Source organism: Cedecea sp. P7760 (genome assembly GCF_013386425.1).
Taxonomy (GTDB): Bacteria; Pseudomonadota; Gammaproteobacteria; order Enterobacterales; family Enterobacteriaceae; genus Cedecea; species Cedecea selenatireducens.
The window spans coordinates 91,077-114,218 of the sequence record NZ_JACARU010000006.1 but is presented as its reverse complement, the minus strand read 5'-3'; the positions used below and the strand labels follow the sequence as shown (position 1 = coordinate 114,218).

General features: G+C 56.3%; 24 protein-coding genes. 5 read left to right on the top strand and 19 right to left on the bottom strand.

What is annotated here, in order from left to right:
- Window positions 1-47: 47 nt before the first annotated feature.
- From nlpD to cysD, 11 genes are all read right to left on the bottom strand, one after another.
- Entirely contained in the window at window positions 48-1,190 is a 1,143-nt protein-coding gene (gene nlpD / locus HX778_RS02140; protein ID WP_176981187.1) for a murein hydrolase activator NlpD, read from the bottom strand.
- A 131-nt stretch (window positions 1,191-1,321) separates the two neighbouring features.
- Complete coding sequence (locus HX778_RS02135; protein ID WP_038479466.1) at window positions 1,322-1,948, bottom strand: protein-L-isoaspartate(D-aspartate) O-methyltransferase; 627 nt, start codon at window positions 1,946-1,948, stop codon at window positions 1,322-1,324.
- Window positions 1,942-2,703 carry a 5'/3'-nucleotidase SurE gene (gene surE / locus HX778_RS02130; RefSeq protein ID WP_176981186.1) on the bottom strand — a complete coding sequence of 254 codons (762 nt, stop codon included), beginning with the start codon at window positions 2,701-2,703 and terminating at the stop codon, window positions 1,942-1,944. Before surE ends, HX778_RS02135 begins: the two co-directional genes overlap by 7 nt.
- Window positions 2,684-3,730 (bottom strand): tRNA pseudouridine(13) synthase TruD, encoded by a 1,047-nt coding sequence (truD, locus tag HX778_RS02125; RefSeq protein ID WP_038479460.1) that lies wholly within the window; start codon window positions 3,728-3,730, stop codon window positions 2,684-2,686. The genes surE and truD overlap by 20 nt, the downstream gene beginning before the upstream one ends.
- Window positions 3,730-4,209 carry a 2-C-methyl-D-erythritol 2,4-cyclodiphosphate synthase gene (gene ispF, locus HX778_RS02120; protein ID WP_038479457.1) on the bottom strand — a complete coding sequence of 160 codons (480 nt, stop codon included), beginning with the start codon at window positions 4,207-4,209 and terminating at the stop codon, window positions 3,730-3,732. The genes truD and ispF overlap by 1 nt, the downstream gene beginning before the upstream one ends.
- Complete coding sequence (gene ispD / locus HX778_RS02115; protein WP_176981185.1) at window positions 4,209-4,919, bottom strand: 2-C-methyl-D-erythritol 4-phosphate cytidylyltransferase; 711 nt, start codon at window positions 4,917-4,919, stop codon at window positions 4,209-4,211. The genes ispF and ispD overlap by 1 nt, the downstream gene beginning before the upstream one ends.
- Before the next feature lie 19 nt (window positions 4,920-4,938).
- Window positions 4,939-5,265: a cell division protein FtsB gene (gene ftsB, locus HX778_RS02110; protein ID WP_038479451.1), complete on the bottom strand. Its 327-nt coding sequence runs from the start codon at window positions 5,263-5,265 to the stop codon at window positions 4,939-4,941.
- A gap of 185 nt (window positions 5,266-5,450) precedes the next feature.
- Window positions 5,451-5,774, bottom strand: a complete 324-nt coding sequence (locus tag HX778_RS02105) for a DUF3561 family protein (protein ID WP_038483219.1) — start codon at window positions 5,772-5,774, stop codon at window positions 5,451-5,453.
- A gap of 50 nt (window positions 5,775-5,824) precedes the next feature.
- The gene (gene cysC / locus HX778_RS02100) at window positions 5,825-6,430 is read right to left on the bottom strand and encodes an adenylyl-sulfate kinase (protein WP_038479448.1); all 606 of its coding nucleotides are present in this window, start codon (window positions 6,428-6,430) and stop codon (window positions 5,825-5,827) included.
- On the bottom strand, window positions 6,430-7,857 hold the full coding sequence (gene cysN / locus HX778_RS02095) for a sulfate adenylyltransferase subunit CysN (RefSeq protein WP_176981184.1): 1,428 nt from the start codon (window positions 7,855-7,857) through the stop codon (window positions 6,430-6,432). Before cysN ends, cysC begins: the two co-directional genes overlap by 1 nt.
- Window positions 7,858-7,868: 11 nt before the next feature.
- Window positions 7,869-8,777: a sulfate adenylyltransferase subunit CysD gene (cysD, locus tag HX778_RS02090; RefSeq protein ID WP_008458345.1), complete on the bottom strand. Its 909-nt coding sequence runs from the start codon at window positions 8,775-8,777 to the stop codon at window positions 7,869-7,871.
- A 278-nt stretch (window positions 8,778-9,055) separates the two neighbouring features.
- On the opposite strand from cysD, the gene HX778_RS02085 reads away from it, so the two are divergent.
- Window positions 9,056-10,096 carry an aminopeptidase gene (locus HX778_RS02085; RefSeq protein ID WP_038479442.1) on the top strand — a complete coding sequence of 347 codons (1,041 nt, stop codon included), beginning with the start codon at window positions 9,056-9,058 and terminating at the stop codon, window positions 10,094-10,096.
- 30 nt (window positions 10,097-10,126) lie between these two features.
- Here HX778_RS02085 and cysH read toward each other — a convergent pair whose 3' ends face one another.
- The 3 genes from cysH to cysJ all read right to left on the bottom strand — a co-directional run bounded on the left by cysH (window position 10,127) and on the right by cysJ (window position 14,561).
- Window positions 10,127-10,858, bottom strand: a complete 732-nt coding sequence (gene cysH, locus HX778_RS02080; protein ID WP_176981183.1) for a phosphoadenosine phosphosulfate reductase — start codon at window positions 10,856-10,858, stop codon at window positions 10,127-10,129.
- 185 nt (window positions 10,859-11,043) lie between these two features.
- On the bottom strand, window positions 11,044-12,756 hold the full coding sequence (gene cysI, locus HX778_RS02075) for an assimilatory sulfite reductase (NADPH) hemoprotein subunit (protein ID WP_176981182.1): 1,713 nt from the start codon (window positions 12,754-12,756) through the stop codon (window positions 11,044-11,046).
- On the bottom strand, window positions 12,756-14,561 hold the full coding sequence (gene cysJ / locus HX778_RS02070; RefSeq protein ID WP_176981181.1) for an NADPH-dependent assimilatory sulfite reductase flavoprotein subunit: 1,806 nt from the start codon (window positions 14,559-14,561) through the stop codon (window positions 12,756-12,758). Before cysJ ends, cysI begins: the two co-directional genes overlap by 1 nt.
- 302 nt (window positions 14,562-14,863) lie before the next feature.
- Between cysJ and queD the strand changes: the two genes are divergently transcribed.
- The 4 genes from queD to HX778_RS02050 all read left to right on the top strand — a co-directional run bounded on the left by queD (window position 14,864) and on the right by HX778_RS02050 (window position 17,474).
- Window positions 14,864-15,229, top strand: coding sequence for a 6-carboxytetrahydropterin synthase QueD (gene queD / locus HX778_RS02065; RefSeq protein ID WP_162473299.1), 366 nt, complete (start codon window positions 14,864-14,866; stop codon window positions 15,227-15,229).
- Window positions 15,230-15,341: 112 nt separating this feature from the next.
- Window positions 15,342-16,616 carry an FAD-dependent oxidoreductase gene (locus HX778_RS02060; RefSeq protein ID WP_176981180.1) on the top strand — a complete coding sequence of 425 codons (1,275 nt, stop codon included), beginning with the start codon at window positions 15,342-15,344 and terminating at the stop codon, window positions 16,614-16,616.
- A complete protein-coding gene (locus HX778_RS02055) occupies window positions 16,613-16,885 on the top strand; it encodes a 4Fe-4S dicluster domain-containing protein (protein WP_176981179.1) in 273 nt (90 codons plus the stop codon). Before HX778_RS02060 ends, HX778_RS02055 begins: the two co-directional genes overlap by 4 nt.
- Before the next feature lie 13 nt (window positions 16,886-16,898).
- Entirely contained in the window at window positions 16,899-17,474 is a 576-nt protein-coding gene (locus tag HX778_RS02050; RefSeq protein ID WP_038479425.1) for a glycerol-3-phosphate responsive antiterminator, read from the top strand.
- Here HX778_RS02050 and HX778_RS02045 read toward each other — a convergent pair.
- The 5 genes from HX778_RS02045 to HX778_RS02025 form a co-directional block, all read right to left on the bottom strand.
- Window positions 17,458-18,324 carry an electron transfer flavoprotein subunit alpha/FixB family protein gene (locus tag HX778_RS02045; protein ID WP_176981178.1) on the bottom strand — a complete coding sequence of 289 codons (867 nt, stop codon included), beginning with the start codon at window positions 18,322-18,324 and terminating at the stop codon, window positions 17,458-17,460. The genes HX778_RS02050 and HX778_RS02045 overlap by 17 nt on opposite strands.
- A complete protein-coding gene (locus HX778_RS02040) occupies window positions 18,321-19,100 on the bottom strand; it encodes an electron transfer flavoprotein subunit beta/FixA family protein (RefSeq protein WP_176981177.1) in 780 nt (259 codons plus the stop codon). Before HX778_RS02040 ends, HX778_RS02045 begins: the two co-directional genes overlap by 4 nt.
- A complete protein-coding gene (locus HX778_RS02035) occupies window positions 19,078-20,433 on the bottom strand; it encodes an MFS transporter (RefSeq protein WP_218166993.1) in 1,356 nt (451 codons plus the stop codon). The genes HX778_RS02040 and HX778_RS02035 overlap by 23 nt, the downstream gene beginning before the upstream one ends.
- Before the next feature lie 60 nt (window positions 20,434-20,493).
- Window positions 20,494-21,948: an FAD-binding oxidoreductase gene (locus tag HX778_RS02030; RefSeq protein ID WP_176981176.1), complete on the bottom strand. Its 1,455-nt coding sequence runs from the start codon at window positions 21,946-21,948 to the stop codon at window positions 20,494-20,496.
- Window positions 21,949-22,018: 70 nt separating this feature from the next.
- The gene (locus HX778_RS02025) at window positions 22,019-22,804 is read right to left on the bottom strand and encodes an SDR family oxidoreductase (protein ID WP_038479409.1); all 786 of its coding nucleotides are present in this window, start codon (window positions 22,802-22,804) and stop codon (window positions 22,019-22,021) included.
- Window positions 22,805-23,142 lie beyond the last annotated feature (338 nt).

Here is a 23,142-nt window from a genome sequence, read left to right as displayed (position 1 = left end):
CCTACCCGTGATCCCTGGGCAATACACTCAATGAATGTCTTGCCGGTTTATCGCTGCGGCAAATAACGCAGCGGGTTTACGGATTTCCCCTTGTAACGAATTTCAAAATGCAATCGTGTAGAACTGGTTCCGGTGCTACCCATGGTAGCGATTTTTTGCCCCGCCTTAACTTCTTCTTGTTCCCGGACCAGCATTGTATCGTTATGGGCGTAGGCACTCAGATAATCATCGTTGTGTTTGATGATGATTAGATTACCGTAACCGCGCAGTGCGTTACCGGCATATACCACGCGCCCTGCGGCAGTCGCGATAATTGCCTGTCCTTTACTGCCGGCGATATCGATACCTTTGTTGCCCCCTTCGGTCGCCGCAAAGTTTTCGATGATCTTACCGTCGGTCGGCCAGCGCCAGGTCGAGATTGGCGAGCTGTTAGACGTACTGCTGACGGTTGGTTCGGTAGAGCTAACCACAGGTGCCGTAACCGGTGCTGTGACGACAGTCTCAGCTGGCTTATTGCCCGGTAACATTTTGGTAGCACTCTGTTCACCTGAATCCTCAGAATACGTAATTGTCGGTTTAGAAGCAACTACCCTGGTCGAGTTTTGTTCAACTGGCGTAGTCACGCCCTGCGCGCGGGCATCGGCTGCGGTAACCGCGTTGCCACCGGTGATTGGCGTCCCGGATGCGTTGCCCACCTGAAGGGTTTGCCCCACCTCGAGACCATACGGTGCCGCTACGTTGTTACGCTGGGCCAGGTCACGGAAGTCGTTCCCGGTAATCCACGCAATATAGAACAGGGTGTCGCCGCGCTTAACGGTGTAGGTGCTGCCGCCCGCATAGCTGCCTTTGGGAATATTCCCATACTGGCGGTTGTAGACGATGCGGCCATTTTCCGTATGCACAGGTTCGGAGGCGACGGGCTGGGCCTGAGGCTGACGAACGGGCTGGATTTGCGGCTGCTGAACGGGCTGAACCGGTTGAATCTGCGGTTGCTGAACCGGGGTAGACATTGTCGGTGGCTTAGTCACCAGCAGGCTGCCGGTTGAAGAGCCTGAAGCATTGCCGTTGCCGCCAACGGAACTGATCGGTGCCTGGGTGTTATTATTGCTCGTACAGCCTGCCAGCCAAAGGCTGGTTAGCGTCAACACCGCCGCCCGGCGTAAAGTGAAAGTTGGGCTTCCCGCGCTCATTTATCCCCCAAAATGATAACAACCAGATATTCATGAAAACACTGTAGAAAAGCGGCGTAAACCACGCCAGCTTTTGCTGAATTCGGCTACGTTACGCCGAATCAACAGCAAGAAAACCGGATATTTCCGGGTTATGCTAATTCGCCGGGCACTAAGGGCACAAAGCGAACAGCTTCTACCGTGTCGATTGAAAATTCGTCTCCGTGGCGACGGACGCGTTTTAAAAACTGCTGGTCGTCGCCCACGGGTAAAACAAGAATGCCGCCTTCGTCCAGCTGCGACAGTAGCGCAGTCGGAATTTCCGGCGGGGCCGCCGTCACAATAATAGCGTCAAACGGGGCTTTCGCCTGCCAGCCCTGCCAGCCATCGCCGTGACGGGTCGAAATATTGTGTAAATCGAGCTGCTTCAGGCGACGTCTGGCGTGCCATTGCAGCCCTTTGATGCGCTCTACGGAGCAAACATGCCCCACCAGATGCGCCAGAATTGCGGTCTGGTAACCCGAGCCAGTGCCAATCTCCAGCACCTTTGAATGCTCCGTCAGCTCCAGCAACTCCGTCATCCTCGCCACCATATACGGCTGAGAGATAGTCTGACCAGACCCAATAGGTAACGCGGTATTTTCCCAGGCTTTGTGTTCAAACGCTTCGTCGACAAACTTCTCGCGCGGCACCTGCGCGATAGCCTCAAGAACCTGTTCGTTCTTGATGCCCTGGGCACGAAGCTGATCGAGAAGGGTTTGTACGCGTCTGCTTACCATTGCGCCTCAACTCCGGCCTTTTCCAGCCAGTGGCCAACGACTTCATGGGCGCTATGTGCGGTTAAATCGACGTGCAGCGGGGTCACCGAAACGTAGCCTTCGTCGACGGCAGCAAAGTCGGTGTCCGGCGCCGCATCCAGTTTTTCTCCCGGCGGGCCAATCCAGTACACCGTGTTGCCGCGCGGATCTTGCTGGCGAATAACCTGGTCTGACGGATGACGGCTGCCGCAGCGGGTAACGCGAATGCCTTTGATTTGATCGAGCGGCAGGTCGGGGACGTTGATGTTAAGAATGCGCCCGGTGCGCAGCGGCTCGCGAGCCAGCGCCCGTAGAATAGAACAGGTTACCGCCGCCGCCGTTTCATAGTGCTGGTGGCCATCGAGCGAAACGGCAAGTGCCGGAAGCCCTAAATGGCGCCCTTCCGTCGCGGCCGCAACGGTACCGGAATAGATAACGTCGTCGCCGAGATTAGGCCCGGCGTTAATGCCCGACACCACAATGTCTGGCCGGGGGTGCATCAAAGCATTCACGCCGAGATAGACGCAGTCCGTCGGCGTGCCCATCTGCACGGAGATATCTCCGTTGGCGAGGGTAAAGGTTCTTAGCGATGACTCGAGCGTCAGCGAGTTAGATGCGCCGCTGCGGTTTCTGTCCGGGGCAACCACCTGCACCTCGGCAAATTCACGCAACGCCTCCGCCAGCACCTGAATGCCAGGGGCCTGGACTCCGTCATCGTTACTCAGCAATATTCGCATAATCACCCGCTGTGTTCATGAGTTCCCTGACAACGCTGGTGGCAAAGCTTCCCGCCGGCAGCCAGAAATTCAGCTCGACGGTCACATCATCCCACCAGTTCCAGCTCAGCGCTTTAGGCTGAACCAGCATCGCCCGGCGCGCAGCTTCCACGCGTTCACGCTTCAACAAGCCCAGCAGGACATCTTCTTCCGCCACGCATTGTTGCTCAAAAGCCAGCGCTGCGTTTTGCGTTCCCCACTCGCCGTCACCCGGCAGCGAAGCCGTGATCAGCAGTTCGCCGTCATCTACTCGCTGTTGCAGGGTTGGGAGTTCTTCCGGGGTCGCCACAAACCAGCTGCCGCGTCCTGCCAATTGTAGCGCATCGCCATCAACAACTTGATTAAAGTCTGGTTTTTTCAGGCGCTGGCTAACAATCTGATTAAACAACGCGCTGCGTGCTGCCGACAACCAAAAACTGCGTTTATTTCTGTCTCGCAGCGGCGCATTACTCTCCGCCCAGCGCTTCGCCTGATGCAGGTTGTTACCGCCAATACCAAAACGCTGGCTGCCGAAATAGTTAGGCACGCCCTGCTGCGCCACGGCCTGCAGGCGCTGCTCCAGTTCGCTACGATCGCTGACTTCGCGCAGGACGAGGGTAAAGCGGTTCCCTTGCAGCGCGCCCAAACGCAGCTTGCGGCGATGGCGGGCAAACTCCAACACCTGGCAACCTTCGAGCGCAAAGGCGCTCATATCAGGCATCTCTTTGCCCGGCAGGCGGACGCAGAACCACTGCTCGGTCACGGCATGTTTGTCTTTCTGCCCGGCAAAGCTGACTTCGCGAGCATGGACTTTGAGGAATTTCGCCAGCGCATCGGCGACAAAACGCGTATTGCAGCCGCTTTTCAGAATTCGCAGCAGCAGATGCTCGCCGTCGCCGTCGGGGCCAAAGCCCAAATCTTCAATCACCACGAAGTCTTCAGGGCTGGCCTTGATAACGCCGCTGCCCTGCGGCTTACCGTGCAGCCAGGTCAGGTTTTGCATATCCATTACTTGCTGGCCTTATGCAGCAGCGCCACGGCTTCACAGGCAATACCTTCCCCACGCCCGGTAAAGCCGAGCTTCTCGGTGGTGGTCGCTTTAACGTTGACGTCATCCATATGGCAGCCGAGATCTTCGGCGATAAACACGCGCATCTGCGGGATGTGCGGAGCCATTTTCGGTGCCTGAGCGATAATCGTCACGTCGACGTTCCCAAGCGTAAAACCTTTAGCCTGAATGCGACGCCACGCTTCACGCAGCAGTTCGCGGCTGTCCGCACCTTTGAAGGCAGGATCGGTGTCCGGGAACAGCTTGCCGATATCTCCCAGCGCGGCGGCACCCAGCAGCGCATCGGTCAGGGCATGCAGGGCAACGTCGCCATCAGAATGGGCCAGCAGCCCTTTTTCGAACGGGACACGAACGCCGCCAATAATAATCGGGCCTTCACCGCCAAAAGCATGAACATCAAAACCATGTCCGATACGCATTATAAATTCTCCGTTTGGGTTAACCGCGTAAGATAGAAAGCCGCCAGCGCCAGATCTTCAGGGCGAGTCACCTTGATATTATCAGCCCGAGCGTTAATCAGTTCTGGATGAAAGCCGCAATATTCCAGGGCCGAGGCTTCATCGGTGATGGTGGCGCCTTCATCCAGCGCGCGCAGCAGACAGCTGCGCAAAAGTTCGAGAGGGAACAGCTGCGGCGTAAGGGCATGCCAGAGATCTTCACGATCTACCGTATGCGCTATCAGCGCTTTGCCGGGCTCGCCTCGCTTCATAGTGTCGCGAACCGGAGCGGCCAAAATGCCGCCGACTTTGCTGGTAGCGGTAATCGCCAGCAGATTTTCGAGGTCGTCCGGGTGCAGACAGGGGCGCGCAGCGTCGTGAACCAGCACCCATTTCGCATCGCCTGCGGCCTGCAGGCCAGCCAGAACGGAATCTGCACGCTGTTTCCCGCCCGTCACCACGGTGACGCGAGGATCGGAGGCCAGCGGCAGAGAAGAAAAGTAAGCATCGTTGGGGCTGACAGCGACGATCGTCTGGCCCACGCGAGGGTGCGCCATCAGGCTAGCCACCGCGTGTTCGAGAATCGTTTTGTCGCCGATGTGTAGGTACTGCTTAGGACATTCCGTTTGCATACGGCTGCCGATACCGGCGGCCGGTATCACGGCAATTACGTCCTGGGAGGAGTCTGCCATGCCTTTCACTTATGCTGAGTTATCGATTATTTTGCCCGGCGTTAGGGGGATTTCCGTTGGCTGCGCGTTTGGAGGCTTCCGGCACCAGGCGATAAAAAGTCTCCCCCGGCCTGGTCATGCTGAGTTCGTTGCGAGCGCGCTCTTCAATCGCTTCCTGGCCACCGTTGAGGTCGTCAATTTCGGCAAAAAGCTGATCGTTGCGAGATTTTAATTTGGCATTGGTTGCCTGCTGCGCAGCGACATCTTCGCTGACGCGCGTGTAATCGTGTACGCCGTTTTTTCCGAACCACAGCGAATACTGAAGCCAGACCAGCAAGGCCAGCAACAGCAGCGTTAGTTTACCCATCCTGCCCCCTGAAAAACGGCACAATCATCCCACAACTTTTTCGTCGACTCCACAATGGCAAGCAACCCTGCCCGCCAAATCGCGCCAGAATTTACCACATAACGCGCATTCATGCGCGATTGCAGCAAGTTTAGCTTAACGTTGCCCAAAAATAGTCTGTTACGGTTTGACGCAGTTCGGCACGGCTAACCCATTAGCCACATAAAGAGTACGCCGAACATCAGCGCGACGGAGAGCAGCGTAGCCAGGCAGCTAAACAGCAGCCTGCCGCGCAAAATGGAGTGCAACGCTATCCCCACCACCACCGCGACCGGCATCAGCGCCAGGAAAAATGGCCACGTGTAGAGGAAGAAAAACAGCGTGTTAGGGCCGTAGACCAAAAAGGGAATACCTAGCGCCATCAGCCACGACAAAAAGCCGATAAACGCCCCGGGCAATGACCAGGTTGTTTCCTCGACCGTCGGGCTGGGTTCAGCCTGAGAAATAACGATATTCGTGCTGTTGCGCATAACTGATTTCATAACCCTGATGGCCGGAAGCGTTGTGCTTCCGGGCGTCTTCAGCAATTGATGATATCGTCACGACGCAGCAGGTCTAATATTTGGGCCACTAAATTTGTTACTAATTGTTCGCCGTCTAAGTGTATTTCCGCCTGTAGCGGCGCCTCATACGCCGAATCAATACCGGTAAAATTCTTTAATTCCCCTGCCCGAGCCTTCTTGTACAGCCCTTTAGGATCGCGGGTTTCGCAAATCGCCAGCGGCGTATCCACAAACACTTCGTAGAAGCGCCCCTCTCCGGCACGTTCGCGTACCATTTGCCTTTCGGCACGGTGTGGCGAGATAAACGCGCTGAGCACGACAAGGCCCGCGTCCACCATCAGGCCGGCAACTTCACCTACCCGCCGGATGTTTTCTTTACGGTCTGCATCGCTAAAGCCCAGGTCGCTGCATAACCCGTGGCGCACGTTGTCGCCGTCGAGTAAGTAGGTGCTTACGCCAAGTTTATGCAGTTCCTGTTCGAGCGCGCCGGCCACGGTTGATTTCCCGGAGCCGGACAAGCCGGTAAACCACAGCACCGCCCCGCGGTGCTTGTGCAAAGCTTCACGCTGCTCACGCGTAACGGGGTGAGCATGCCAGACCACGTTTTCATCATGGTCGGCCATTACTTGCCTCCCAGCAGGTCACGCGCGCCCCAGTGTGGGAAGTGGCGGCGCACCAAAGCGTTAAGCTCAAGCTCAAACGCACCGTATGCCGACGGTTCCTGATAAACATCTTCCTGCGGCTCACGCACCATGCCTGCACCCACGGTCACGTTGCTCAGGCGATCGATGAAAATCAGCCCGCCGGTCACCGGATTGGTCTGATATTTGTCGAGCACCAGCGGCTCATCGAAGGTCAAATCCACCAGCCCAATGCCGTTCAGCGGCAGGCTTTCCACCACGCGCTGAGTCAGAGAGTTAATCTCAACCTGGTACTGAATATTGTCGACGCGCGCGCGGGTTTTCTTCCCGGCGATCTTGATATCAAAGCTCTGCCCCGGCACCAGCGGCTGCTCCGCCATCCATACCACATCCACTTTAGCGCTCTGTACCGCGGCCAGTGATTCACCGGAATCAACCAGCAGGTCGCCCCGGCTGATGTCGATTTCATCTTTCAGCACCAGGGTTATCGCTTCGCCCGCGCCGGCTTGTTGCAAATCTCCATCAAAAGTCACGATTCGGGCGATGTTCGACTCCACGCCGGACGGCAGCACTTTGACGCGCTGTCCCACGCTGACGGTGCCCGAAGCCAGCGTCCCCGCGTAGCCACGGAAGTCCAGGTTGGGACGGTTAACGTACTGCACCGGGAAGCGCATTGGCTGCTGCTCCACGCTGCGAGTAATTTCTACCGTTTCCAGCACTTCGAGCAGCGTCGGGCCGCTGTACCACGGCATCTGGCTGCTGGAGCTTGCCACGTTATCCCCTTCCAGCGCGGAAAGCGGCACGAAGCGTATATCCAGGTCCGCCGGCAGCTGCTGGGCGAAGGTCAGGTAATCCTGTTTGATCTGCTCGAAGGTCTGCTCGCTGAACGCCACCAGATCCATCTTGTTGATCGCCACCACCAGATGTTTGATCCCCAGCAGCGTGGAGATAAAGCTGTGGCGACGGGTTTGATCCAACACGCCTTTACGGGCGTCGATCAGCAGGATCGCCAGGTCACAGGTTGATGCGCCGGTCGCCATATTGCGGGTGTACTGTTCGTGCCCCGGCGTGTCGGCGATGATAAATTTGCGCTTCTCGGTGGAGAAATAGCGATAGGCCACGTCAATGGTAATGCCCTGCTCACGTTCAGCCTGCAGGCCATCCACCAGCAACGCTAAGTCGAGTTTCTCGCCCTGGGTGCCGTGACGTTTACTGTCGGTGTGCAGCGAAGAGAGCTGATCCTCATAAATCTGGCGCGTGTCGTGCAGCAGGCGGCCGATCAACGTGCTTTTGCCGTCATCGACGCTGCCGCAGGTCAAAAACCGCAGCAGGCTTTTGTGCTGCTGCGCGTGCAGATAGGCTTCTACGCCGCCTTCGTCAGCGATTTGTTGTGCAATAGTGGTGTTCATCTGGCGGCTCCTTAGAAATAACCCTGGCGTTTTTTCAGCTCCATGGAGCCGGCCTGGTCGCGGTCAATCATGCGTCCCTGGCGTTCACTGGTGGTGGAAACCAGCATCTCTTCGATGATCTCCGGCAGCGTCTGCGCGGTAGATTCCACCGCGCCGGTCAGCGGCCAACAGCCCAGGGTACGGAAGCGCACCATACGTTGTTCAATCACTTCGCCCGGCTGCAGATCGATGCGATCGTCGTCAATCATCATCAGCATGCCGTCACGCTCCAGCACCGGGCGCGGAGCCGCAAGATACAGCGGAACGATGTCGATATTTTCCAGGTAGATGTACTGCCAGATATCCAGCTCGGTCCAGTTAGAGAGCGGGAACACGCGAATGCTTTCGCCTTTGTTAATCTGGCCGTTGTAGTTGTGCCACAGCTCAGGGCGCTGGTTTTTCGGATCCCAGCGGTGAAAGCGATCGCGGAAGGAATAAATACGCTCTTTCGCGCGCGACTTCTCTTCGTCACGACGTGCGCCGCCAAAGGCCGCGTCAAAACCGTATTTATTCAGCGCCTGCTTAAGGCCTTCGGTTTTCATGATGTCGGTATGTTTGGCGCTGCCGTGAACAAATGGGTTGATGCCCATCGCCACGCCTTCAGGATTGCGATGCACGATAAGATCGCAGCCGTAGGCTTTCGCCGTGCGGTCACGGAATTCGTACATTTCGCGGAATTTCCAGCCGGTGTCAACGTGCAATAGCGGGAACGGCAGCGTACCAGGGTAGAAAGCTTTACGGGCCAAATGCAGCATGACCGAAGAGTCTTTACCAATGGAATACATCATCACCGGATTAGAAAATTCGGCAGCGACCTCGCGGATAATATGGATGCTTTCAGCCTCCAGTTGCCGCAAGTGAGTGAGTCTTTTCTGGTCCATAACCTTCCCTTAAGCAGATGCGCCGCGGCCGTTCATCGCAGCCGCTTGAGATTTAATCTAAGGGGACTATAAGTCTTGGGCTTATTTGTTATGAAATTACGAATTGGAATGACTAGTTCCCGAAAAGAATAACGCCCCGGCAAAGCTAACAACAAAATGTGCTTAACCTGCCGTTTTTTCGCGGGTTTAAGAGCAAATGAAATTGTTTAACCTGGCTCACAGTTTCATACTAACGGTGCTTAAAACTTCCGACTAATAAAGATGAATAAGGACGTACTATGTTTTCCGCATTGCGCCGCTCGGTGATTTGCCTGGCACTGGGCGCGTGCTTTAGTTTTCCCGCCGTAGCGAAGACCACGCAGCAAGGCGATATTGCCGACCAGCAAACCCGCCACATCGCCACTTATTTTCCTGGCCGAATGACCGGCAGCCCGGCCGAAATGCTGGCCGCAGACTATCTTCAGCAGCAATTTAAAAGTTGGGGTTACCAGAGCGATATTCGTCAGTTTAATACCCGCTACCTTTACACCACGAAAGCGGGCCATCAAAACTGGCATAACGTCACCACCAGCAGCGTGATTGCCGCCCGCGAAGGTAAGCTGCCGCAGCAAATCATTATCATGGCGCATCTGGATACCTATACGCCGCTGAGCGATAAAGACGTGGACAATAACCTCGGCGGCCTGACGCTGCAGGGCGTGGACGATAATGCTTCCGGTCTCGGCGTCATGCTGGAGCTGGCCGAACGCCTGAAAGATATACCTACCCGCTATGGCATCCGCTTTATTGCCACCAGCGGAGAAGAGATTGGCTCGCTGGGTGCGAAGAACATCCTGCAGCGCATGAGTAAAGAAGAGCAGGCCAACACGCTGCTGGTTATCAACCTTGATAGCCTGATCGTGGGCGATAAGCTTTATTTCAATAGCGGAGTATCAACGCCTGCGGCCGTGCGCAAACTGACCCGCGACCGGGCGCTGACTCTTGCGCACCGCGCAGGGATTCAGGCTACCAGCAATCCAGGATTGAATGCGAAATTCCCGAAAGGCACCGGCTGCTGCGGCGATGCAGAGCCTTTTGATAAGGCAGGTATTCCGGTGCTTTCCGTCGAGGCAAGCAACTGGACGCTGGGAGCGAAAGACGGTTACCAGCAGCGCGGTAAAAACAAGGCGTTCCCAAACGGCACCAGCTGGCATAACGCGACTATCGACAACCTCGACTATCTGGATAAAGCGCTGCCGGGCAGAATTAAGCGCCGCAGCCATGACACGGTGCGCGTTTTGCTGCCGCTGGTGAAAGAGTTGGCGAAGGCCGAAAAATGATGTTCCCTCGCCGTTCAGGTGAGGGATTAGTCATTCGTGCAAGCCGCACTCGCGCTTCAGGCCAAAGAACCGGGTTTCTTCTTCTGCCATGCCCGGCTCCCACTTACGCGTGGTGTGGGTATCGCCGACGGAAAGATAGCCCTGATCCCACAGCGGATGATACGTAAGCCCGTGCTCGGTCAGATACTGATATACCGTGCGGTTATCCCAGTCGATGATCGGCAAAATTTTAAAGACTTCGCGTTGTACCGCCAGCACCGGCAAATTGGCACGGCTACCGGACTGTTCGCGACGCAGACCAGCAAACCAGGTTTTTGCCTCCAGCGTTTTCAGGGCGCGGTTCATCGGCTCAACTTTGTTGATGTCGTTGTAGCGCTCAATACCTTCCACGCCCTGCTCCCAAAGTTTGCCGTAGCGCGCTTCCTGCCATGCCGGGCTTTCGGTCGCACGAAACACCTGCAGGTTCAGCTTCAGCTTGTCGGTCAGCTCGTCGATAAACCGGTAGGTTTCCGGGAACAGATAGCCGGTATCGGTCAGGATCACCGGGATATCAGGGCGCTGCTGCGTGACCAGATGCAGGCATACGGCGGCCTGAATGCCAAAGCTGGACGAGAGGACAAACTCACCAGGCAGGTTTTCCAGCGCCCAGGTGACACGCTGCTGCGCGCTAAGTTTTTCCAGCTGAGCGTTCACTTCGGCGAGCGCCATGACGCGTTCGACCTTAGGAAGGGCGTTCAGAGCGTTAAGATCGAGTACGGACATACATGCCTCACTTAGTGATAAATGACCCTCACCCCGGCCCTCTCCCTGGAAGGGAGGGGGGGAAACCGAATGATTCCCTCTCCCCAGCTCTCTCTGATAGGGAGAGGGAAAAGCCAGATTCAGTATTCTTTGTCTGTTAATCCCCTCTCCCCTTTGGGGAGAGGGTTAGGGTGAGGGGATAAAAACTAGTCCCACAAGTCCCTGGCAGGGTCGAGCACCGGGCGAATAATCCCGGCGCGCACGGTGAAATCGCCAAAGCCTTCATCGGCCTCACGCTCATTCGCCCAGCGCCCCACCAGCTCGTCAATCGAGCTGAGGATTTCCGGCTCCGTGATATTTTCACGGTACATACGCGGAATACGCGTCCCGATACGGTTGCCGCCAATGTGCAGGTTATAGCGCCCCGGCGCTTTCCCCACGAGGCCGATTTCGGCCAGCATCGCACGGCCACAGCCGTTCGGGCAGCCGGTGACGCGCATCACAATGTGCTCATCCGGCACCTTGTGTTTATCCATCACCTGCTCAACTTTGGTGACAAACTCAGGCAGGAAGCGTTCGGCTTCCGCCATCGCCAGCGGGCAGGTAGGGAAAGACACGCAGGCCATCGAGTTCTCGCGCTGCGGCGTGACCGCGTTCATCAGCCCGTGCCCGGTAGCCAGCTTCTCTATTTTAGCCTTTTCGCTTTCCGGCACGCCGGCGACGATCAGGTTCTGGTTTGCCGTCAGGCGGAAATCACCTTTATGGATCCGGGCTATCTCCAGCAGGCCTGTTTTCAGCGGGCGATCCGGGTAATCCAGGATACGGCCGTTTTCGATAAACAGCGTCAGGTGCCATTTGTCGTCGATGCCCTTCACCCAGCCGATACGGTCGCCACGGCCGGTGAATTCGTAAGCGCGGGTCGGCTCAAACTTGATGCCGGCGCGGCGCTCAACTTCCGCCTTAAACACCTCCACGCCCACGCGCTCAAGGGTATATTTGGTTTTGGCATTTTTACGGTCGGTACGGTTCCCCCAGTCGCGCTGGGTCGTCACCACCGCTTCCGCTACGGCCAGAGTATGCTCCAACGGAATGTAGCCGAATTCGCTCGCCGTACGGGCATAGGTATTTTTATTGCCGTGCTCAATGGACAGGCCACCGCCAACCAGCAGGTTAAAGCCAACAAGCTTGCCGTTTTCTGCAATCGCAATGAAGTTCATGTCATTGGCGTGCAGATCTACATCGTTCTGCGGCGGGATCACCACCGTGGTTTTAAACTTACGCGGCAGATAGGTCGGCCCCAAAATCGGCTCTTCATCCGTGGTGGCAACTTTTTCTTTATCCCACCAAATCTCGGCGTAGGCGCGGGTGCGCGGCAGCAGGTGCTCTGAAAGCTTTTTCGCCCATTCATAGGCTTCCTGGTGCAGCTCAGACTCCACCGGGTTAGACGTACACAGCACGTTGCGGTTCACGTCGTTAGCGGTCGCCAGCGCGTCCAGGCCGACCTCGTGCAGCATTTCATGCGCGGGTTTGACGTTCTTCTTCAGGATCCCGTGGAACTGGAACGTCTGGCGGTTAGTCAGGCGGATGCTGCTGTAGATAGTCTTATCTTCGGCAAATTTATCAATAGCCTGCCACTGTTGGGTGGTGATGATCCCGCCCGGCAGACGGCAGCGGAGCATCATCGCGTGGCGCGGCTCCAGCTTCTGCTCCGCACGTTCGGCGCGAATATCGCGGTCATCCTGCTGATACATACCGTGAAAACGGATCAGCAGGAAGTTGTCGCCGTTGAAACCGCCGGTCAGGCCATCCTGCAAATCTTCTTTAATGGTGCCGCGCAGGAAATCGCTATCGCGCTTCAGCCGTTCGGCGTCGACCAGTTTGCCTTCGACCACCAGAGGGCCAGGGTGTTTTTCGCTCATTAGTAGACATCTCGCTGATAACGGCGCTCAACGCGCAGCTCACTTAAAAATTCATCTGCCGCTTCGGTGTCCATGCCACCGTGGACGGCCACCACTTCCAGTAACGCCTGTTCAACGTCTTTCGCCATACGATTGGCGTCGCCGCAGACGTAAATGTGGGCACCTTCTTGAATCCAGCGCCACAGTTCCGCGCCTTTCTCGCGCAGTTTGTCTTGTACGTATATTTTATGCTGCTGGTCGCGGGACCAGGCTAAATCGATGTTCGTCAGCAGGCCGTCTTTGACGTAGCGCTGCCATTCCACCTGATACAGGAAATCTTCGGTAAAGTGCGGGTTGCCAAAGAACAGCCAGTTCTTGCCGCCCGCACCGTCGTTATCACGCTGCTGAATAAAGGCGCGGAACGGGGCAATGCCGGTGCCTGGGCCAATCATGATGACCGGTGTTTCCGGGTTTGCCGGTAAGCGGAAGTTATCGTTGTGCTCAATGAACACGCGCACTTCACCCTCTTCTTCAAGGCGGTCAGCCAGGAAGCCGGAAGCCCCGCCGCTGCGGGCACGGCCTTCGATGTCATAGCGCACCGCGCCCACGGTAATGTGGACTTCGGTTTCAGCTTCCGCCTGCGAAGAGGCGATTGAGTAAAGACGCGGCGTGAGCGGGCGCAGCAGGCCAACCAGCTGTTCAGCCGTCAGCTCCGCCGGGGCGTAGCGAGCCATATCCACAATCGGCGTGGTCTGCGCGTAATGCTGTAATTTTGCTTTATCGCCCACCAGCTCCAGCAGCGCCGTGTTGCGGGTCAGCTGGGCGTAGCTTTCAACGATATTGCCGGTGTTCACCGTCAGTTCGAAGTGCCACTGCAGGGCTTCGCTCAGCGGCAGCGTTTTGCCGTCAACGGTGACGCTTTCATCGCCTTTCAGCCACAGCAAATCGGTCAGCTCTTTCACCAGCGCCGGATCGTTCTGGTACCAGACGCCAAGCGCATCGCCCGGCCGGTAGCGCAGGCCTGAGTCACCAAGATCGATTTCGATGTGGCGCACGTCTTTATCGGAATCGCGGCCGGTAATCTTCTGGTTAACCGCGAGCGTGGCGGTTAACGGGGCTTCTTTGCTGTAAGGGCTGGTGAAAATTTCGTTGCTCACGCCAGTGGCGGTCGCGGTCGCCTGAGCCGGGGTTTCCGCCGGTACGCGAGACTTCAGTAGTTCGACAATTTTGCCACGCCATTCCTGGGCCGCAGGCTGGTACTCGACGTCAGTATCGACGCGATCCAGCAGGCGCTCACCGCCTAATTCCGCCAGCTTGCTGTCGAAGTCTTTGCCAGACTGGCAGAAGAATTCATAGGAGCTGTCGCCGAGGCCAAAGACCGCAAACGCGGTACCGTTAAGCTTTGGTGCCTTCTTCGAAAACAGGAATTTGTGCAGGGCCACGGCTTCTTCCGGCGGCTCCCCTTCCCCTTGCGTGGAACTGACGACAATCAGCAGCTTTTCCTGGGCAATTTGCTTGAATTTATAGTCGCCCGCGTTCACCAGGTTGACGTTCAGCTTCGCCGCCAGCAGGTCGTCACGCAGCTGCTCGCTCACGCGGCGCGCGTTGCCGGTCTGCGAAGCGGAAATCAGCGTGATAACCGGCACTTCTGCCGCAGGGGCCGGAGCCGCCGCGACAGCGCCAGGCTGCTGGTTAATCATTCCCCAGAAGTAGCCGGACAGCCAGGCCAACTGAGTGGTCGAAAAATCAGTGGTCGCCGCCTGAAGGCGTGCCAGCTGGTCCGGCGTTAGCGGCAGCAAAGCGCTCGGTGGAACCTGAGAAGTCATACGTATTTAGCTTCCAGTAGCAAAGTGCAAAAAAGGGCTTACAGACTGTAATGAGTCAAGGTTAACCAGCAGGTTATCAACAATTAAAGAAGGGATGGAAATAATAAATAACTAAAACGACTAATCGTTTTTTCAGGTAAATCATAGTGTTAAAAGTGATTAACTAACTAACTGATGAATAAAAGATTTTCGCTCATTCACCGTTACTTACAGCATGTAGCCGGGCCGCGGGCCGTTTAGTTAATGCGAAAAATAGTCCATTCCGCTATCATGCGGCGGTTTTTTGAATTCCAGAGAGTTGAATGATGTCCACCACCCTGTTTAAAGATTTTACCTTCGAAGCCGCTCACCGCCTGCCGCACGTGCCGGAAGGCCACAAATGCGGTCGCCTGCATGGCCACTCCTTTATGGTGCGCCTGGAAATTACCGGCGAGGTAGATCCCTATACCGGCTGGATCATGGACTTTTCCGAGCTGAAGGCGGCGTTTAAGCCGACTTACGATCGCCTCGATCACTATTATCTGAACGATATCCCAGGGCTTGAAAACCCAACCAGCGAAGTGCTGGCGAAATGGATTTGGGATCAGATGAAGCCCGTCGTTCCGCTTTTGAGCGCGGTGATGATCAAAGAAACCTGCACCGCCGGCTGCGTTTACCGCGGTGAATAAGAACGAAAAAAGTCCGGAAATCACGCCGGACTTTTCCCGTCTGCGCACCTCATCAAGCTAATTTTCTTCCCGCTTTGGTAAGCTACTCCGTCGCAACTAAAAGGTGCACGGGATGGCCACTACAGATTTCGATATTATCGTCGTAGGTGCAGGGATCGCAGGCTCCTGCTGCGCGGCAGAGTGCGCGCGCGCCGGGCTAAATGTTCTGCTTGTTGAGCGGGCAAGCCAGCCCGGAGGCAAAAACCTGTCGGGCGGCAGGCTTTACACCGCCGTGTTTGACGATCTCTTTCCTGACTTTTCTCGTACTGCCCCGCTTGAGCGCTGTATTACCCATGAAAAACTCTCCGCTCTGACGCCGGACAGCGCCACTACGCTCAGCTTTCAACAACCCACGGCTTCTTCATACAGCGTGCTTCGCGCACGTCTCGATCCGTGGCTGTTCCAGCAGGCTGAACAAGCCGGAGCCCAGTGCCTTGCGGCTACCCAGGTCGATGGCCTGCATGTCGAAAACGGCGTGGTGAGCGGCGTAGTGATTGACGGAGAAGTGCTGAGCACCAGAGCCGTGGTTATTGCCGAAGGTGCCAATACCCTGCTGGCTGAGCAGCATAAGCTATTGAACAAGCTGCCCGAGCACGGCGTTGCGGTCGGCGTTAAGGAAGTGCTTGCGCTGCCGAAAGAAGATCTGGAAAACCGTTTTGCCCTCGAATGTAACGAAGGCGCGGCCTGGCTGTTCACCGGTGGCGTCTGCGGCGAGCAGCCCGCAGGTGGTTTTCTCTATACCAATAACGATACGCTTTCTGTCGGCATCGTCTGCCCGCTCTCTTCACTCCGGGCTTGCTGCGCAGCGCTTCCTGACCTGCTGGAAAACTTCAAACAGCACCCAACACTACGCCCGCTTCTGCGCCGCGCCGAGCTGGTGGAATATGGCGCACATCTCATTCCTGAATGCGGCCTGAACGGGCTCCCCGAACGCCTGGCCGGCCCCGGCTATTTGCTGGTGGGCGATAGCGCCCGTTTCTGTATCAATACCGGCTTCACCGTGCGCGGCATGGATTTGGCTGCGCTTTCGGCAAAAGCGGCGGCACAAACGCTAATTACGTCACTGCAGCGGGATGAATGCGTCGATCTTAATCAGGTTTATAGCCAGCATCTGGAGCGCACTACGCTGTGGGGCGTGCTGGAGCGCTACCGCAAAATGCCCGATTTTTTACAAACGCCAGGGCTGTTTCAGGACTATCCGCACCTGCTGGCCGAGCTGCAGCGTGATATCTTTGATCCCAAAAGTTCACCGCCGCCCCGCCTCGGCAGCCTGCTGTGGAAGCATGCCCGCAGGGCCGGTATTTCCCGGCTGGTTAAAGACATTTTTCACGGAGGACGCAGCCTGTGAACCTGCATGAGAAACTGGCAAAGAACGCCTGGCAATCCGCAGAGAAACCGCACATTGTTCCTGCAGACAGCCCCGACAGAGAAAGCCTTGCCCTGCTGGTACGCGCCTGCCCCGCAGGGTTATACCGCCAGAAGGAAGACGGCAGCCTGCAGATTGATAATACCGGCTGCCTGGAGTGCGGCACATGCCGCCTGCTTTGCGACGAACAAACCCTCAGCCGCTGGCGCTACCCGCCCGCCGGCTGCGGCATCCAATTACGCTTTGGTTAATGGAGTTCAAGCTGTGTCCCTGATGTCCCTACTCAAGCAACACCCGCTGATTGCAGCGGTAAAAGATAACCAGAGCCTGCAGCTGGCGCTGGAGTCCGACTGCCAGGTTATTTCCGTGCTGTACGGCAATATCTGCACGATTACCGGCATCGTGCAGCAGATTAAAAAAGCGAACAAATACGCGCTGGTGCACGTCGATTTACTGGAAGGCACGTCGAATAAAGAAATTGTGATTAACTTCCTGAAGCTGGTGACCCAGGCCGACGGCGTGATCAGCACCAAGGCACCGATGGTAAAAGCGGCCAGGGCGCAGGGGTTCTTTGCCATTCACCGGCTGTTTATCGTCGACTCTATCTCTTATCACAACATCGATAAGCAGATCGCGCAGTCAAACCCGGACTGCATTGAAATACTGCCCGGCTGCATGCCGAAGGTGATGAAGTGGGTGACGGAGAAAATCGACCTGCCGGTGATAGCGGGCGGCCTGGTGTGTGACGCGGAGGATGCCAACAACGCCCTGAACGCCGGCGCGCTGGCCATCTCAACCACCAATACCGGCGTCTGGCAGCTGGCTAAATATCTTCCCTGACGCAGTTTTGCAGCTCGGCTAACACCGGCAGCAGGTCATCCACAATCCCCACGTCGGCATGGCGAAAAATTGCCGCCTGTGGGTCGCTGTTGATGGCAACGATAAACCGGCTGTGGGCAATGCCGCTGATAAAGGCAGGTGCGCCGGAAATACCTGCGGCAATACAAACGTCGGCGGCAACCTGAGTGCCGGACATCCCTAACAGCTTGTCCATGCTGCACCAGGCGTGCATCACCGCTTCCCGGCTCGCGCCGGTTTCCATCCCCAGCGCGCTGGCGCAGGCTTCAACCTGTTCCATCGCCTGCTGGCTGCCTACTCCTCGCCCCACGGCCAGCACAAGCCTGACTTCAGCCAGCCCGGACGCACTTTCCTCAGCAATAGACGTACATTCAACCAGCCAGGCAGGTTTCTGTTCCGCTACGGGAATCTGCGAATATTCTATCTCTGGCTGCCAGTTCCCTGCGCCCGGCGAGGACGCAACGCTCAGGCACCAGGGTTTATTTTGCAGCCGGAGAGTAGCCACCAGCGCGCCGCCGCAGGCATTTTTGTGCACCGTTTTTTGGGTAATATTTACCCCACTGACGGCACTCCAGGCTTCCCCCTTCAGGCGGCACGCCAGCCGGGTTGCCAGCTCCGCGCCCTGCCAGCCTGAAGGAAACAGCAAAACATTTGCAGGGGACTGAGCATAGTGCGCGCATAACGCGTTCAGCAGCGGCTCGCTGTATTCAGTCTCCGGCAGCAGCCAGCCTTCAAGCTGGACTTTTTCAGTCTCGCTACACGAAATAAAATTCCCGAACTCGTTCAGCACGGCAGCTTTCCGGGATTCGGGCAGGATCAGGGCAATTTTCATGGCTGCATCCTTTTACGTAGCCAGTCGCGGTAAAGGCTACGGGCCTTCTCACCCGCATCGTTTCCCTGAATAATTAAGCCGCCGCGCTGTCGCTGAGGGTTATCCAGTTCGACCAGGGCAGGCGTGGCTACCTCGGCACCCAACGTTTCCGCAGGCAAAACCTCAACGTCCGAGGCCTTTACCGCCAGTTTTTGCCGCAGGCCCGGCGTTCTCAGGCAATATTCTCCCCGGCTTTCAATCATCAATACCGCAGGCAGCCGCACGGTAAGGCGGCGTTTTCCGGTAGCACATCGCTGTTTCAGCTCAACCTGCTGTAGCGTCTGATTCACCGAAAAATCATAGACCTGACTGAAGCACGGCCAGCCAAGCTGTTCAGCCAGATAAAACCCCGTCTGGCCGCTGTTGCCCTCGGCGCTGCGCGACCCCAGCAGCACCAGAGATTGAGGGTTTTGCTGCTGCCAGGCCGCCAGTAAAGCGGCAACCGAGGCAGGTGCAAAAGTCATTTCACCTTCCCGCTTCAGCCTCACCGCCCGCTGGAACCCCAGCGCCTTAAACTGGCGCAGAAAGCTGTCAGCACGTTCGTTACCAATACTTAATCCCGTGAGGTTCAGACCCTCTGGCTGGCGCAGCAGCATCTCGGCGGCGGCCTGCTCATCTTCCCCCAGGCAAGGACGAGTTATCGAAGTGTCCAGCCCTTGATGTTTCGCGGCCAGCCAGTCTTTTTCCGCCAGCATGGCGAGGTCTGGCTCGGCCTTAAAGGCTAACAGAATGTTCATGGTTAACTCCCGGAGGCTGCTCTTTATTCCCGGATGCGGTCACGAGGCTCATGTTTCGCGTTTCCGGCGCCCAGAAAACGGAAACCAGCAGGCCCAGCATCAGAACCGCGCTCAGCAATAGCATGGTGTTCTGCACGCCGAAGGAGACCAGCGCCACAGGCAGCAGGCCGGTGCTGATGGCCGAGCCGAAGCGGCTCATCGAAGTCGCAAAACCGACGCCGAGCGAGCGAATATCGGTCGGGAAACTCTCGGCGGGCAATACGCCCACCAGATTGCTGACCGCTGAAATCGTCAGGGTAAAAATGAAGAACAGCAACAGGATGATCGTGCCGTGTTGTTCCGGCACCAGCGCCAGCGCGGTGAGGCTTAAGAACAGCACCAGAAAGCCGCCGATCAAAAAGCCGCGACGAGAACAGCGGTGGGTCAGCACAAGGCCCGCAATCGCCCCTACCACCAGCACCATATTCAGCAGCAGGCTGGCGGTCAGACCATCCTGCATACCCAGCAGCCCGGTAATAGACGGCAGCCAGGTGTAAATCGCAAACCACGGAATAACCAGGCAAACAAAGAACAGGCTATTGAACGCGGTGCGCCGCCAGTATTGCTCGGAAAACAACGTCCGAAGATGGCGGGAGGTCGGCACCGCAATTTCATCGCTGATAACAACATGTTCGCCAAAGCAGCGACACACAATCTGGTGAGCCTCGGACACTCTCCCCTGGCGCATCAGCCAGCGGGGTGACTCCGGAGTACCCCAGCGTAAGAACGTGATTAACAGCGCGGGAAACGCTGCGGAAGCCAGCAGCCAGCGCCAGGCATCCGCCCCGCTGTCCACCATTAAATGGCCAATCAGGCTTGCCAACACGTAGCCCAGCGTCCAGACCACGCTGAACGCGCCTAGCAGCACGCCGCGATGTTTGCGTGGGGCAAATTCGGCCAGCATGGTATGGCCCACAGAATAGTCGCCGCCCAGCCCGATGCCGATCAGCACCCGCAGCAGGATCAGCTGTTCCACGTTGCTCACGAAAAACTGTAAAAAAGAGGCCAGCGTGATGAGCACAAAGCTGAAGTTAAAGATTTTCTGCCGGCCAATATGATCGGAGATCCAGCCCAGCACCAGGCTGCCAAGAAACAGCCCAAACAGCGCCGAACCGCCTACCAATCCTTCCTGTAGCGGCGTCAGGCCCATTTGCGGCGTAAGCATCACCAGCGCAAAGCCAATCACGCCCAGCACGTAGCCGTCCGTCAGGTGGGCGCCGAAGGTCAGCCCGGCAATGCGTAAATGAAAGCGATTAAGCGGCAGGTCATCCATACGAACCGGGTCGGCGTGCATACTGATTCCTTTGTCGATCCGTAAGTAGAAAAGTCGGCTCCTGAGAGCCGACCTGTACGGTTACTTTTCAATCGACCAAATCGTGCCGGTATTCATGATGCCGTTTGGATCGTATTGATCTTTCAGACCTTGCATGATTGGCCATGCGGTGCCGTGCTCCAGCTTAGACCAGTGCACGCGGTGCTTGCCGATCCCGTGGTGGTGCACCATCGATCCGCCGAGGCGAATCGTCTCTTCCACGATGATTTTGTTCAGCGGGTTGTGGTACTTGTCGATCTCCTCTTCCGGCTTGCAGTCCACCACGTTGTAGTCGTAAACGAAGTACATGTTGGTGCCGTTGATGTAGCTGTGGGAGGAGTGGCCGCCCAGCATAGTGATGTCGCCTGCATGAGGGAACTCATTACGAATGCGCTCGATCACATTGTGGTAAATCTCATGGATGCAGCTCCAGCTGCCGGAAACTTCGGTGGTAAAGCCCATGTTGCCGGTTTTCATGATCTGCACGCGTTCGGCGGCCACTTTTTCCGGGCCCCAGTTCAGGTTGTTGAACCAGGTTTCGATCAGCTTGCTGTCCACTTTCTTGCATTCCGGGTAAAGAGCGACGATCTCTTCGATACCTGCACCTGTCGCTTCCGCCAGGCGCTTAGAGCCTTCCGCCATAAAGATAAGCACGCATTTGCCTTCGGCAAAATGGGTGAAGTGCTGGGTGCCGTCTTCGGCGTCATACAGGCGGGCAATCGACGGACGATAGCCTTCGGCCATCACTTCACGCAGGATGTTGAAGCCGGTTTTCATGTTGTCGAGGATGTAGCCGTAGAACAGGTTGTTTTCCGGCATGTATTTGAAGATTTTTACCGTCACTTCGGTGATGTAGCAGAGCGCCCCTTCATTACCGATAATCACATGGCGGATATCCGGGCCAGCGGCGCGGCGCGGCACGTTTTTAATGCGCGTAATGCTGCCATCCGGGAACACGGCTTCCAGGCCAACGACCATGTCCTCAATCGCCCCGTACAGGGTTGAGAACTGGCCGATGCTGCGGGTAGCGACCAGGCCGCCCATTTGTGCCAGCGGCTTGGATTGCGGAGAGTGGCCGGTGGTGTAACCCTTTGCGCGAAGCGCATCTTCCAGCACTTCCAGCGGAACGCCGCATTGGGCGGTCGCCTGCATGTTTTCAATATCGATATCGATAATTTTGTTCAGCCCTGAGCCGTCCAGCACCACGGTGTTTTTCACCACGGTTTCCAGGCCGCCTTCCGTTGCAGAGGCGCCGGTACGCGGGATACAGGTGATGCGGTTGCTGTTCAGAAACGCCAGCACGCTGGAGACTTGCTCAGCGCTCTGTAATTTCACTACCGCGGCCGGCAGCGGCTGAGTGTACACGCCATGAATATCCGCATATTTTCTGAACCGGTCGATACTGTTTTTCTGCAATACTTTCTCATCGGTAATAACCTGCTGTGGGCCAACGATTTCTTTTAATTGATCCACAATTGCTTCGCGAGATAAAGACATGACAACTCCTTCCTGACAAATAAGGGAATACGGATAAAAATAATAGAAAGCAGGAACCACCCTGCGAGAATTACCTGACCAAATAACCACCATCAACCACTAATAAATGGCCATTCACATAATCTGAAGCGCGACTGGATAAATAAACCATCGCCCCCATAAGATCCTGAGTTTCACCCCAGCGGTTGGCTGGAATATGATCAAGTACGCGTTTATTGGTTTCCGGATTTTTACGAGTTTCAGTAGTAATATCGGTGGCATAATAACCAGGCGCGATACCGTTCACCTGAATATTATATTGACCTAACTCATCACAATACGCTTTCGTTAAGCCGGCCAGGGCGTGTTTTGTGGCGGAATAAGCCGGAGACCACTGCCCGCCAAGATAAGAAAATAACGAACAGATATTAATGATTTTTCCGTGCTTTTGCGGAATCATCACTTTTGCCGCTTCGTGGCTTAATTCAAACGCGGCGGTCAGGTTGATATTGATCATCGGGTCCCAGTCGGCGCGGCCGAAGTCCAGCACCTTGTTGAGCTTACAAATCCCGGCGTTGTTGACCAGAATATCCACCGAGCCGAAGGTTTCAAGGCACCGGGCAATGACCTGAGCAGGCGCGCCTTTTTCGGTAATGTCGACGGTCATAAAGGCCACTTTTACGCCTTGCTGTTCAATAAGTTGACGCGTTTCTCCTTTCTCTTCCACCACCGTTGGAATAAACACATTCGCCCCGGCTTTCGCCAGCGCCATGGCAAACGCCTGCCCCAGCCCGCTGTTGCCGCCGGTGACAATCGCCGTCTTCCCTTTCAGCGAGAAGAAGTCCAGTGAGAATTCGTTGAGTGCGCTGAGCGACATGGTGAACTCCTTAAGTTTTTTAAACGCAAAAAAAATGAGAAAAGTAAGCTCCCCCCGAAAGGGAAGTTACTTTTCTCATCGTCTCTAGTAACTGGCTAAAATAAGTATCACAGCGGCAGACTGCGTTATGTGATCAACATCACAACTCATTAACGCGAAGGTTTTAACGCTAAATTATTCACCGTGAAAACCAATAGCGTGATATTTCTCACACTAAAAAACAGCGTCTCATGATAATAATCTCCGCAATTACTAGAGCCTATGAGAAAAGTAATCAGCCCCCACAAGGGATTGGTTGCTTTTCTCTTTTTTTTGCCTTCAACAACCCTACTCACTGA